Consider the following 13,880-nt stretch of genomic DNA (forward strand, 5'->3'; position numbering starts at 1 on the left):
AAAAGCCGGGGGTGCCACAAGCCGGGGGCGCCAAAAACTGGGCAAGAAAAAGGGGCCCCGAAGGACCCCTAAAATCTTTTAAAACTCGATCAGCCGGATTTACCGGGGAAGAGCCAATTCCAAAAATCCCACATACGCTGTCTCCTGTTTAGAGACACGAAAATGCGTTAACCATCTTTGTTTGTAAAGGATTAACTATAATACTCTTGCGCGGGAATCGCTAAGTCCTTGAAATTGAAGGAGGTCATCTATTCTCAATGGGTAGGAAATCGCATATCCTTGAGCGATATGCAGCCCGAAAGAGCCAAGAATTTTAAGGGTTTGCTCGTCCTCAATGCCTTCGGCAATTACCGTGATTCGTGCTTCTTCGCCCATAGCCAGAATTTTTTTGACGATGGCCTGCGCTTTGCTGCTTTGCTGCATTGCGCTGATGAACAGGCGATCAATCTTCAACTCGTCAAACGGGAACTGCAGGAAGGTTTCGAGGCTGGCAGAGCCAATGCCAAAATCATCAAGTGAAATCCTGATTCCGCGCGATTTGAACTGCGTAATGAGAGCCAGCGCGGTCGCTGCGTCGGTTATTTTGGAAGTTTCAGTGATTTCCAGCACCAGGCGGCGGGGGTCAAAACCTGTTTCATCCAGCACTTCATCAACGATGTTGAGAATGTTGGGATCGTGCAGCAACGTGGCGGATAAATTTACGGACAAGGCAGGTTCAGGCGTGCGCGTCCCCAGGGAAATGAACCCTGCCACGGCTTCCATCAGAACATGCCGGGTGAGATGTTCCATCCGTCCCGCCATCTCGCATTGTTCGATGAAATAGGCAGGCGAAATAGATCCGCGCAGCGGATCATCCCAGCGCACCAGCGCCTCTGCGCCCACCATTGATCCATCGTGGAGTGAAATTTGCGGCTGGAACACTACATAAATTTCGCCCTTGCTTAACGCTGCATCAATCTTTGACTGAAGCGAAATATTCCATAGCCGGTCAGTCTCACTCACTTCTTCGGCAATTTGGACCGGTCGGTACGCTTCATTTGTCTGTTCGGTTGCCGTCAGGGCAAGCGCCACGCGTTGCCGCCCCTTTATGCTGCGTGTCCTATCGACGCCAAAGGTGATCCCGACATCAACAGCCGTATTGCCGACCAATAATGGCTGTGCAAAAAGACCCCGCAGACCTTTTAAATGCTGATCAAGGTCGCCCATGTTTGCTTCGGGGGTAAGCCACGCTAGGTAGCGGTCACCGCTCGTGTAGATTTCCAGCTTCTTGTCCACAACGCGCAATCGGTCGGTAATTCGCAATATATAATCAGCATGGAGCGCTTCTGGAAGGGTCGAGAGCACTTCATCAAGCCGGTGAATCTTTGCAACAACGATCGCTTCGTCGGGATTTTTCCTATCGAGCAAACGCTCGAGCGCGCGGAAGGTAGGCAGTTTACTGGCCGCATCGGTAAGGGCAAATTTGCTCTGCCAGCGATCACGCAGTCGAAGCATGCCGAATACCATCAATAAGGCCAGCGACCATGACAAATTTGCTCTAATGCCAAATTGAGCAAAGAGGAAAACCAGCAAAGGTGCAGACAGGCATAGAGCGAGATACGACAAACGTCGGACTTGCTCATTCAGACAAATAGATACAATTGTGAGGAGCGCGATGAAGTAAAATATAAAGGTTGGTATCGTCCCAAACCGGTCCTTGAAGCCTGCCTTCAAAGTCTCTGCTGCGTAAATTGAAACGTAAGTCGATGGCAGATCGACTTGGCCAGGTATATTGGCAACGGAATCAGACAACTGGCTGGAATTACCGATAACCACGATCTTACGATCGAGGTTTAATGCATCAATGCTTGCATCAGACGCAGATTGTTTGCGCTTAAAGTCGATCGACGAAAGTTCGAGGTTTGGTATAGTCGCTGGATCGAAGCTATAGATAATTTCAATATCTCTGGTCGAACGTGAGTTAATTTCGGCCATTGATGCTGGAAAACTGAGTTCAATTTCTTTTTCGGTCTGAAATCCTATTGGCATTGACCAAGTATTACCAGTGAAATTAATAAACCTGTCGTTTGGAACCGTGTGGGCCTGGCCCATGACCGCCGAAACCGAATCATGGAACTCTGTCGCACCAGCTAAGCCCGTTACCTTGCGCCGTACAAAATAAACCTTGTCTCCCAAATCGGCGATTGCATCATGGAGCGACTTGTCCGCTGCGGGGTCAGATGGTTGATTGAACAGCAGGTCGATATAGATTTTCCGAGCGCCTGCTGCATCCAATGCGCGCAAAGAATTCGCAAGTTGCTCGCGGCGGTGCGGAAATTCAGGATCGGTCAGGTCGTCCCGGGCACCAGCGAAAACAATGTCACCGGATGCCTCATGTGAAGCAAGGCGCGCCTGACTATGCCAGATCAGATGGCCGACTGGGTAAAAAAACAGCGGGCCAAGAAACGATGCAAGGATGGCCGCAATCAGGACTTGCCTGATGCGGTCTATTCCCCAAATCTGTTTCAGCGTCGATATCATCGCAGCAGCGAAACCCCGGTTAACCTTCTGTCGCCCCTGTTTCAGAGCGGGTCGTCAGGCTGTCCTAGTCTGCTTTGGTAAAGATTGGCTTGCGATCCGGCAGATGGTTAATACGGCAGTATCCGTCACACTTGTAACGGGTCTGATAACACTTGGAAAATATGCCGGAATTTGGGCGATAAAATGGTCAGATCGGCCTGCGGCGAGACAAATCAGAGCACATTTCCATCCTGATCGCGGTAGATTTCGCGCCGCCCGACATGGTTCGCCGGCCCGACCAGCCCTTCGCTTTCCATCCGTTCAATCCACTTTGCAGCGGTATTATACCCCACGCCCATCTGGCGTTGCAGCCAGCTTCCCGATGCTTTCTGGTTTTCGAAAATGATCTGGCAGGCCTGCCGGTATTTCCGCTCGTCAGGATCATCGCTGGCGGTCAGTTCATCGTCGAATGCATAGCTGCCATCTTCCGGTTCTTCGGTGACTGCATCGACATAGTCGGGCTTGCCCTGCGCGCGCCAGTGATCCGCCACGGCTTCCACTTCCTCGTCCGACACGAATGGCCCGTGAACACGCACGGTTGCGCCGGTATTGGGCTTGTACAGCATATCGCCCTTGCCCAGCAGCTGTTCGCTGCCCTGTTCGCCCAGAATGGTGCGGCTGTCGATCCGGCTGGTTACCTTGAAACTGATGCGGGTGGGCAGGTTGGCCTTGATCACGCCGGTGATGACATCGACCGACGGGCGCTGGGTGGCCATGATCAGATGGATGCCGGCCGCGCGTGATTTTTGCGACAGGCGCTGGATGAGCACTTCGATTTCCTTGCCTACAGTCACCATGAGATCGGCCAGTTCGTCCACAATCAGCACAATCTGCGGCAGCGGCGCATAATCGAGCTGTTCTTCCTCGAACATTTCCTCGCCGGTTTCCGGGTCGAAGCCGGTCTGCACGCGGCGGCCAAGCGGTTTGCCCTTGGCAATGGCGGCCTTTACCCGTTCGTTGAAACTGTTGATGTTGCGCGAATTGATGCTGCTCATCATCCGGTAGCGGCGTTCCATTTCCTCCACCGCCCATTTCAGGGCGCGCACGGATTTGTGCGGCTCTGTCACCACCGGCGACAGGAGATGCGGAATATCGTCGTAGCTCTTCAGCTCCAGAACTTTGGGATCGATCAGGATCAGGCGGCATTCAGCAGGCGTGAACCGGTATAGCAGCGACAGCAGAATGCAGTTGAGGCCGACCGATTTACCCGAGCCAGTGGTGCCCGCCACCAGCAGATGGGGCATGGCGGCAAGGTCGGCAACCACCGGGTCGCCCGCAATATCCTTGCCCAGAATGATCGGCAAATTGCCGGTGGATTCGGCAAACGCCTCGCACGCGACCAGTTCCTTGAGCGCGACCATCTGCCGGTCGGCATTGGGCAGTTCGATACCCATTACGGTCTTGCCCGGAATGGGCGAAACACGGGCGCTTATGGCGGACATGTTGCGGGCAATGTCTTCGGCCAGCCCGACCACGCGGCTGGCCTTGATACCCGGTGCCGGTTCCAGTTCATACATGGTAACCACAGGGCCAGTGCGAACGGCGGTAATCTCGCCCTTTACATTGAAATCATCCAGCACCGTTTCCAGCAGTCGCGCATTGCGTTCCAGCGCCATCTTGTCGAGTTTGGGCGCAGTATGGACCGGCGGTTCTTCCAGCAGTTCCAGACCTGGCAGCTGGTAATCGGCAAACATGTCAGCCTGCTTGGTCTTGGGCATGGCGGCTTTTTTGGGCGGCGCGGTCGGGTCGGAAATTTCCGGTGCGCGTCGGGCTGGTTCGGGCACCTGCGGCTGCGCTGCAATCTTGGGCTCGCGGTCCTTTTTCGCCCGCTGGGGAATGAAGGGCAGGTCTGTTTCAGACAGACGCGGGGTTCGTTTGAGGAACGCGGGCAAGGTCAGCAATTGCGCCCAGTCGAGCGCAAAAACGCGGGTCAGCAAGGTCGCCCCGGCAGCCAGGCAAACCAGCGCGAGCGCCAGAATGGTCCATCCCTGAATGTTCCCGGGCAGGCGGCCGGCCACGGCTTCTATGCCGCCGGCCCCCAAAAGGCCGATAATACCGCCCAGCGATGCGGGAAAAGCGCCGCCCGGCCCTTCGAATGCGAGCGAGAGGACAGTGGACACCAGCGCCATGGCGAGCAGCAGCATACCCAGCGGCAACCACCAGCGCGTTTCGGTATCGCGGTCTTCTTCTTCCACATCGCGCCATAATTTGCGCGCGGTGATGTAAATGAGCGGCAATAGGAACAGGCAGGATACGCCAAACCAGAATAGCACCCGTTCCGCCGCCCAGGCGCCGGAGGCCCCCATCCAATTGGCGATATCCACATCCGATGCCGCGGTGGAAGGGCTGGGGTCTGTCTGGGTATAGCTGGCCAGTGCCAGCGTCAGGAACACCAGCAGGGCCAGCAGCAGCGCCGCGCCGGTCATTTGCAAGGCACGGCGCAGCGAACGCCGGAATGTGGCGCGCCAGTCAGTGCCGGACGATTTCCCGATTGCGCGGGTGGCCATTGCTACTCCCCTGTCTGCAGGTGCGAAGGTGTAATAGGTGCGTAATGCACAGGAGAGGACTCCTGCGTCAAGAATCCAGTTCGGCGACGAGGCCATCAATCGCGGCCCAGCGCGGCCAGCCAAGCGACCGGGCCCGCCCATGGGTCATGCCGCCAAGAGCGATGACCGGCATCTGGGCCAGCGATGCCAGCTGCCGGAAGCGTTCCGGCCCCAGGCCTGATGCTGCGGGATGGGAGCGGGTGGGAAATACTGGCGACAGGAATACAGCGTCAGCGTCAATATCGTTGGCGCTGCGGATTTCATCTTCATCATGCACCGCGGCCAGCCGCATCAGGCCAGTGGCGGCGGGCAGGCGCTGCGCCGGACCATAGATGCCGTCTGCACCCCAGATTTCTGCCAGCTGGCCATCATCTGCCATGATCACCAGATGCCCGCCGCGCCGTGCGGTGGCGGCCAGCGTGTCGAACCTTGCCCGCCGGGCGGCAGGTGCAAGGTGATAATGGCGGAACACAAGGCCGGAACCGTTGGGCAAAGCGCACAGGGCATGATCCAGCACCGCATCGTTGCGGGCATCACTCAGCAACCACAAATCGGGGATGCCGGTGCATTGCGAGGTATGGCAAGTCGTCACAGCCACGCTATAGCGCAAACCCGATGGAAAATGCAGCAACCAAGCTAGGGCAGGTGCGCGAAAATATCGCGCGCGCAGCCCGGATCGCGGGCCGGAAGGCCGAGGACATCACCCTGATCGCCGTCAGCAAGACACATTCGGCAGAGGAAATCGAGCCGTTGCTGCTGGCGGGCCAGCGCATCTTCGGTGAAAACCGGGTGCAGGAAGCGCAGGCCAAATGGCCCGAACTGCGCGAACGCCACCCTGCCGCGCAGGTCCATCTGGTGGGGCAGTTGCAATCCAACAAGGCCGATGATGCCGTGGCAGTTTTTGACTGCATCCATTCACTCGACCGGCCCAGCCTGGTCACTGCGCTGGGCAAGGCGATGGCCCGCGCGGACAAGCGCGTGCCGTGCTTCATTCAGGTCGATATTGGTGAGGAAGACCAGAAAGGCGGCTGCGCCATAGCCGATTTGCCAGACCTTATTGCAATGGCCCGCGCTGCTGAAATTCCCATTATCGGCCTGATGTGCGTGCCGCCAGCAGGGATCGAGCCGACCCCGTTTTTTGCCCTGCTGGACAAATTGGCCAGCGATCATGGCCTGGAAGGGCGCAGCATGGGCATGAGCAGCGATTATGAAATTGCCGTGCAGATTGGCGCAACCCATGTGCGGGTGGGCACTGCATTGTTTGGTACACGCGACTAATCCCGGCCTGCACAGCCGGCCATAAGAAAGGGGCCGCTTCCTTGCAGAAGCGGCCCCTTTTATTGTGCCGTTTTCAGGGCAGCAAGGCTTAGAACTTGCCGCGAACAGTCACGCCGTAGGTCCGTGGTTCAGCAAGGAATGCCGAATAGGTCTGCTGCGAGGCAACAAACGGCGTGTTGAAGGCAACCTGCGTGTAATCCACGTCGAACAGGTTGGATGCCCAGCCTTCGATGGCCCATTTTTCGTCCGGACCGCGGATGCCGATACGGGCATTCACGAGCGCGAAACCATCCTGTTCCTTGCCAAAGAGCAGGTCAGAACCGGTGTTGTAATCACCCACGCTGCGGGCGTTGACATAGACCAGACCTGACAGGCCGCCATTACCGATGGGCGGTGTCCAGCTGGCTGATGCCGTGGCCGTGATTTCCGGCGCGTTCGACAGATTGTCACCGGGCAGCAGGCGCAGGGCAGGATCAAGCGGCGATCCATTTTCGTTACCGATGAGGTTATCCTCATAGCTGGTGTCCGCAAGGGTCAGGCCAGCAGTGAAGTTCAGGTAACGGCTTGGCTTCATCGTGGCTTCAAGTTCGACACCCTGCGCAACCACGCCATAGGTGACATCATCCGCATCACACGCGCCGGTCAGGCCGAAGGCATCACGATCCGCACCGTTAAGATCGCTGGTGCAGGCATTGACGTTCTGCACCAGGAAGACCGAACCGTTGAAGGTGTTCAGCTGGAAATTGCTGAACTGCTGACGGAATGCCGAAACGCCGAAAGTGAAATCGCGGATCGAATATTTTGCGCCAACTTCAAAGGCATCAACCGTTTCCTGGTCGAATTGCAGATTGGCAGTGTTGGCCAGTGCATTGGGGCCAACCACCACCGAAATGTTGCTCGCACCCAGCGTATCGGTGGGCGAGAAGAACGTGCCGGTAAGCGCCGAACGGTCAAGGTTGAAACCGCCTGCCTTATAGCCGCGTGAGTAGCTGGCATAGAGCAGCAGATCGTCGGTTGCCTTGAAGCTGAGGATACCGGTTCCGGTAAATTCGTTTTCACTGCGCGAATCGGAGAACGTGGCACCGTTGAGTTCACTGGTCGAATTGCCCTGACAGGCAAGGGAGATAAGCCCGCCGGTCAGGCCGCCAAGACCAGGAATGCCAAGCAGCGGGGTCAGTGCGGCACGCTGTGCCGGGCACACCGTGTTGTCATTGCCCAGCAGCGAATCAAAGTCCTTGGTTTCATGCGTGTAACGCAGGCCCAGAGTCAGATCGAGGCGATCGGTCAGGTGGATGATATTATGCGTGAAGGCAGCGAAGCTTTCGCTCTTCTGGTTATAGAAATCGGTGGTTGAACCAAGATCGTTCAGACCTGCAAGCCGGTCCAGCCCGGCAAAGATTGCCGGAGTTGCTGCGCCAAATGCACCCGCGCCGCCATTGGCTCCGCTCAACACTGCCCGTCCGCCTGCGCTCAGACAGCCAGTGCTGCCGGGCGAAGCAAGTGCCGGGTTGATTGCATTGACGATCCGGCATGGGGCAAATGCGCCATACTGGCTGCCAAAGCGCAGATTGTCGCGCACGGCGAGCTTTTCATTGGCGTAGAAACCGCCAACCAGCCAGTCGACCCGGTCATTGAAGGCCGAACCCTGCAGACGCAGTTCCTGAGTGAAGGTCTTGAACGCACGTGCGCCGCCATTTTCATTCGGAGCACGATACAGAATATCTACCTGGGTATAATCGGTGTCGGAACCCTGGAAGTTGGAATATTCGCGGTAGCCGGTAATCGAGGTCAGCTCGGGGCCGCCCAGATCATAATTCAGTTCCAGCGAAGCGCCGTAATCTTCGGTTTCGCCTGCATAGGAACGGCCCTGCGTGACGTAGATGTCGCGGTCAAACGTGCTTTGGGTAAGCGCAGCGGGGTTCTGGCCCAGCCCCAGCAGCACAGGGATGATCGGGTTGGCGGTGCTGGTCAGCGCAGGGCTGCCGGCATTTGGCATTCTGAAGCTGTCGAGACCGGGGCTGACGCGCGCCAGCGGTGCAAAGTCAGGCTGGACGAATGTGGCTGCACAGCAGCTTTCATCCTTCTTGGAATAATCCAGCACCAGACGCGCGGTCAGCGCATCGGTTGGTTCCCACAAAAGCTGCCCGCGCAGCAGATACCGGTCGCGGTCATTGACATCAACGCCGTTCACCACGTCGCGATAGAAACCGTCACGCTTGAAATAAACGCCGTCCACCCGGGCTGCCACGGTTGTGCCCAGCGGCAGGTTCACGCCGCCTTCGACTTTCATCGAATCGTAATTGCCGTAGGAAAACGCGCCGTAGCCGCCGAATTCAAACTTCGGCTTGGCGGTATAGATGGAAATGAGGCCAGCTGAAGAGTTGCGGCCGCCCAGCGTGCCCTGCGGGCCGCGGAGGATTTCGATGCGGTCAATCGGACCAAGCTCGCTCAGCGCATTGCCCGAACGCGAACGATACACGCCGTCAACAAACACTGCGACCGAGCTTTCTAGGCCGGCATTGTCGCCAACCGTGCCGATGCCGCGAATACGGGCCGAACCGTTTGCTTCATTGCCAGTGGAAGAAACCAGCAGCGATGGCGCCACCTGGTTCAGTTCGCGAATATCGTTTGCGCCAGATTTCTGCAGCATGTCACCTGAGACAGCGGAAATGGCGACGGGAACATCGGCCAGCTGCTGCTCGCGGCCCTGCGCTGTCACGACGATGATATTGGCATCGTCATATGCCTGCTGTTCCGCGGCATCTTCTGCGGCCTGTTCAGCGGCAGTCTGTTCCTGCGCGAAAGCGGGCATGGCCGCCATGGAGGCAATTGTGAAGCAGGCAAGTGAAGTGGTTGCACGCAAAGCGAGTTTCATCATCTAGCTATCCCAAAAAAGTGTTTTTATTCTGTACGGATGCCCATACTTGGCATCGGTTTTTAATCAAGACCCATTTCGATCAAGCGTCTTCCAACTCCGCCTGGCGTCGGTCGCTTGCTGCGTCGAGCAGGCTCTGCTCGATCGCCTGCTTGCGGTCCGATGCGTCTATCTTATTACCAAGCAGGTCTGTCACATAGAACGTATCTGCTGCCCGCTCGCCATAGGCCGTGATATGTGCCGAATATACCACAAGCTGGTTCTCAAACAAGGTGCGTGCCAGCCGGTTCAGCAAGGCAGGCCGGTCGCGGGCATGGATTTCGATCACGGTAAATCTGTTGGACGCCTTATTATCGAAAATGACCCGCGGCCGAACATCGAATGCGCCTGCCCTGGTGCGCGGCAGGGGCCGTTTGGCAAGCTGGGGCACAAGTTCCACTTTGCCGGCCAGGGCATCGGCAATGGATTTCTTGATCCGGTCGATCTGCGTGGTTTCGTTGAATGGCTGGCCCACCGGGTCCTGCACCAGAAAATTGTCCACTGCCCAGCCATTACGGGTGGTGTGAATGCGGGCGTCGATTATGTTCGCCCCAGCCAGATGGATGCCTCCTGCAATGCGGTAGAACAGGCCGGGATGGTCAGCCGCGATGACGCTGACCAGCGTTGCGCCGCGTCCTTCGTCATATTCGCAATGAATGGACAGCTGTTCGCGGATTGACTGGGCCACGGAATATTGCACCAGATTGAGCGCGATGATCTTTTCCGGTTCGGCAATCCAGTAAGCATCGCCGAAAATCTGGTCGAGATCCTCGATCAGATGGGCATTTTCGCCCAACAGGCCGGTCACGGTCTGTTTCTTGAACGCCACGCGTTCCTTGCGCCCGTGGCGCATATGGCCCAGCCGCAGCCGTTCCTGCGCGCTGTCCGACAATTCGCCCAGCAGCTGCCGTTTCCAGCTGTTCCAGACCCCGGGGCCAACGGCCCTGATGTCGATTGCGGTCAGGATCATCAGATGGCGCAGCCGTTCCAGGCTCTGCACTTCGCCGACGAAATTCTCGATCGTGGCAGGGTCGGTCAGGTCACGTTTGAAAGCTGTCGCACTCATCAGCAGATGCTGGCGCACCAGCCAGGCGACCAGTTCAGTCTCGGTTTCATCCAGACCGAAACGGGGGCAAAGCTTCTTGGCCACTTCGGCGCCCAGCACCGAATGATCACCGCCGCGCCCCTTGGCAATATCGTGCAGCAAGGCGGCAACATAGGCCACGCGGCGCGATTCGACCTTGTGAATTAGCTTGGTGGCGCGCGGATGGTCTTCTGCCAGATCACCCTTTTCAATGCGGTTGAGCAGCCCGATGGCGCGGATCGTATGTTCATCCACGGTGTAGTGGTGATACATGTCGAACTGCATCTGCGCGTTGACGCGGCCGAAATCGGGCACGAATTTGCCGAAGACGCCCGCTTCATTCATCCAGCGTAGCACCGTTTCAGGATCGTTGCGGCCCGCCAGAATGTCCAGAAACAGCGCATTGGCCGCAGGGTCATTGCGGACCTTGTTATCGATCAGACCGGAATCGCGGTCTGCCTGCCGCATGGTGGCGGGATGCACTTCCAGCGATTCCTGCTGGGCCAACTGGAAAATCTCGATCAAGCGAACCGGGTCTTTGCGGAACCAGTCATCCGATGGCGCCTCGATCCGTCCGCCGAACACGCGGTATCCCTTGAGTTCGCGGGGACGAGCGGTAAATGCCGCCAGAAAACCGCGCCGCCGCCGGGTCTGGGCAAATTGCTGGTCGATATGCGCCAGGAAAACGCCCGTCAGGCTGCCGACGCGTTTTGCCTGCAGAAAATAGAACTGCATGAAGCGTTCTACCGCGCTTTTGCCCGTGCGGTCGGCGAAATTCATCCGTTCTGCCACCTGGCGTTGTAGATCGAATGTCAGCCGGTCTTCCGCACGATCGGTAATCATATGCAGATGGCAGCGCACCGCCAGCATGAAACTTTCGGCCCGGCGGAATGAGCGGTATTCCGCCGGCGTCAGCAATCCCACATCCACCAGATCGGCAGCGCTGCGGACCTTGTGAATATATTTTCCGATCCAGTACAATGTGTGCAGATCGCGCAGGCCGCCCTTGCCATCCTTGACGTTGGGTTCAACCACATAGCGGCTGTCGCCCATGCGTTTGTGGCGCGCATTACGTTCGGCCAGCTTTTCCGCCACAAACTGCCGTTCTGTTCCGGCCACCACTTCCGCAAAGAACCGTTGCCTGCTGTTCTGGTAAAGATCCTCGTCACCCCATACGAACCGGCCTTCCAGCAGCGCTGTCCTGATGGTGATATCCTCCCGCGCGAGGCGGACCATATCATCGGGCGTGCGGCTGGAATGGCCAACCTTGAGGCCCAGATCCCACAGGAAATACAGGATCGCCTCGATCACCTGTTCGCACCATGGCGCGCTGCGGGTGGGGGTGAAAAAGGCGATGTCGACATCCGAATGGGGCGCCATTTCCGCGCGGCCATAGCCGCCCACCGCCATGATCGTCAGCCGTTCGCCAGTGGACCGTGTGCCTACCGGATAAATGCGGCCCACCACATGATCGTGGATCAGCCGGACAAGCTGATCCACCAGAAATGCCTGCCCGGCGGAACATTCATGCCCCGCAGACGGCTTCTGGGCCAGCCTGCGGGCCAATTCACTGCGGCCGGCATCCAGCGCGGCGCGCAGCACGGCCACGATTTCCGGCCGGGCGCTGGCCGCATCGCCAGCGGCCAGCGCATCGATTTTGGCGACGATCACACGCCGGTCGATGATCGCGCGCTGGTTGGGGATGCGTATCTTGTTCAACTGGCCTCCATCTGCGCTGTATATTTGGCGCGCAGGGATTTCTTGTCGATTTTCTGCGTACCAAGACGCGGCAGCGTGTCGGTTGTCTGCCACAGATGGGCCGGCTGTTTATACGGTGCCAGCTTGCCATCCAGGAATTCGGACAGGTCAGACGGGCTTAACGTCTTGCCATCGCGGACCAGATAGGTCGCGCCGACAATCTCGCCAAAGCGTTCATCCGGCAGACCGAAAACGGAACATTCCGTCACATCGGGATGGGCATAGATTGCCTGTTCCACCTCGATGCAGGAAATATTCTCCCCGCCGCGAATGATGATGTCTTTCTTGCGGTCAACGATGAAAAGATATTCATCCTCGTCCAGATAGCCAAGATCGCCCGTGCGGAAATAGCCATTGGCGGTAAAGGCTGCGTCTGTTGCTTCGTCATTGCGCCAATATCCGCGGAAATTGGCTGCGCTACGAATGCACACTTCGTTGACCTGGCCCTTGGGCACGGGGTTTCCGTCATCATCCAGAATGGCCAGATCCACCAGCGGACGGCTGGCGCGGCCCGTGCTGCCCGGCTTTGCCAGATAGTTTTCATTGTAATTGCCGCAGCCAACGCCGTTGGTTTCAGTCAGGCCGTAACCCAGCAGCGGGAAGCCATCGGGGAAGGAATCCCTGATTTTGGAAACATGGTCCACCGGGCGCGGCGCGCCGCCTGCGGCAAAGCTCTTGCAGGCCGTCAGGTCGTATTTGTCGCGGTCAGCGTGGCTGGCCATTTCATAGCTCATCAGCGGCACACCGACGAAATAGCTGACAGCTTCCTTTTCCATCAGGCGCATGGCTTCCACCGCATCCCATTTGGGCATCAGCACCAGTCTGCGGGCAATGGCGAAACTTTGCAAAAACAGTGGCACTTCGCCGGTAACATGGAACAGCGGCACCGCGATCAGCGCGGACGGCTGGGTGCTGGGCGCTTCGCCCTTCTGCGCCAGCATGATGGCGGCCATCGCGCTTTGCGCGACGTAATTCATGGTGCCAGAAACCACCCCGCGGTGGTCGGACCATGCGCCCTTTGGGTGGCCGGTTGATCCGGACGTAAACAGAATGGTGGCCAGATCATCAGGGCCAAGTTCCGGCAAGGGAGTGCCGGCCTGCGCTGCATCTGGCCAGATGGCGGCCAACCCGCCTTCAGGTGAACCGTCATGGCCGAACATGACAATGCGCGCACAATGGTCTGTATCTGCCAGCCGCCGGGCGCGCTGCTCATCTGCCAGCACGATGGTGCATTCGGCCAGATTGATGCCATAGGCCAGTTCCTCGCCAGTCCAGAAACCGTTCAGCAGGGTGACGCAGCCGCCTGCCATCAGCGTGCCCATATAGGCGATGATCCAGTTGGCCGAATTGCGCGCGGCAATGCCGATGCGATCACCCGGTTTCACATCATGGCGCGATACCAGGCCCGCTGCCACGGCGCGGGCGGCGGCATAGGTTTCCGCAAATGTCAGGCGCAGGTCGCCGTCCACCAGAAAAGTCTGGTCGGCATGTTCGTTGCAATAATGGGCAAAATAATGCGCCAGGCTGGGAGGCGCGTTTTTGAATACGGGAATTTCGGTGCCGAAACGGGCCAATGGCACCGTTTCAAACGGCTGCCCCGGCTGAACCAACGTGTCCATGATGGTATTAAGCGTATTGTCCAGTTCCGTTGCCATCTGGCAGTATCTCCTGTTCCCGTTTATGCGATCCGGCTTGTTATAACGGATTCGCGTGTCGTGCAGGCTTCCACCTGCCCCCGCGC

Annotated in this window: 7 protein-coding genes; 1 reads left to right on the forward strand and 6 read right to left on the reverse strand. The window is 57.9% G+C overall.

From position 1 onward, the window contains the following. Positions 1-195: 195 nt before the first annotated feature. From GRI44_RS11860 to GRI44_RS11870, 3 genes are all read right to left on the reverse strand, one after another. Positions 196-2,520, reverse strand: a complete 2,325-nt coding sequence (locus GRI44_RS11860; RefSeq protein ID WP_160601970.1) for an EAL domain-containing protein — start codon at positions 2,518-2,520, stop codon at positions 196-198. Positions 2,521-2,732: 212 nt separating this feature from the next. Then, positions 2,733-5,066 carry an FtsK/SpoIIIE family DNA translocase gene (locus tag GRI44_RS11865; RefSeq protein WP_160601971.1) on the reverse strand — a complete coding sequence of 778 codons (2,334 nt, stop codon included), beginning with the start codon at positions 5,064-5,066 and terminating at the stop codon, positions 2,733-2,735. 67 nt (positions 5,067-5,133) lie between these two features. Continuing rightward, complete coding sequence (locus tag GRI44_RS11870; protein ID WP_160601972.1) at positions 5,134-5,703, reverse strand: thiamine phosphate synthase; 570 nt, start codon at positions 5,701-5,703, stop codon at positions 5,134-5,136. A 17-nt stretch (positions 5,704-5,720) separates the two neighbouring features. Between GRI44_RS11870 and GRI44_RS11875 the strand changes: the two genes are divergently transcribed. Further along, positions 5,721-6,383 (forward strand): YggS family pyridoxal phosphate-dependent enzyme, encoded by a 663-nt coding sequence (locus GRI44_RS11875; RefSeq protein ID WP_160601973.1) that lies wholly within the window; start codon positions 5,721-5,723, stop codon positions 6,381-6,383. A gap of 88 nt (positions 6,384-6,471) precedes the next feature. Here the strand turns inward: GRI44_RS11875 and GRI44_RS11880 are convergent, their stop codons facing one another. The 3 genes from GRI44_RS11880 to GRI44_RS11890 all read right to left on the reverse strand — a co-directional run bounded on the left by GRI44_RS11880 (position 6,472) and on the right by GRI44_RS11890 (position 13,794). Further along, positions 6,472-9,258, reverse strand: coding sequence for a TonB-dependent receptor (locus GRI44_RS11880; RefSeq protein ID WP_160602382.1), 2,787 nt, complete (start codon positions 9,256-9,258; stop codon positions 6,472-6,474). An 82-nt stretch (positions 9,259-9,340) separates the two neighbouring features. After that, positions 9,341-12,100, reverse strand: a complete 2,760-nt coding sequence (locus GRI44_RS11885) for a [protein-PII] uridylyltransferase (RefSeq protein ID WP_160601974.1) — start codon at positions 12,098-12,100, stop codon at positions 9,341-9,343. Continuing rightward, entirely contained in the window at positions 12,097-13,794 is a 1,698-nt protein-coding gene (locus GRI44_RS11890; RefSeq protein ID WP_160601975.1) for a class I adenylate-forming enzyme family protein, read from the reverse strand. Before GRI44_RS11890 ends, GRI44_RS11885 begins: the two co-directional genes overlap by 4 nt. Positions 13,795-13,880: the final 86 nt, after the last annotated feature.

This window comes from Allopontixanthobacter confluentis, from assembly GCF_009827615.1.
GTDB classification, from domain to species: domain Bacteria; phylum Pseudomonadota; class Alphaproteobacteria; order Sphingomonadales; family Sphingomonadaceae; genus Allopontixanthobacter; species Allopontixanthobacter confluentis.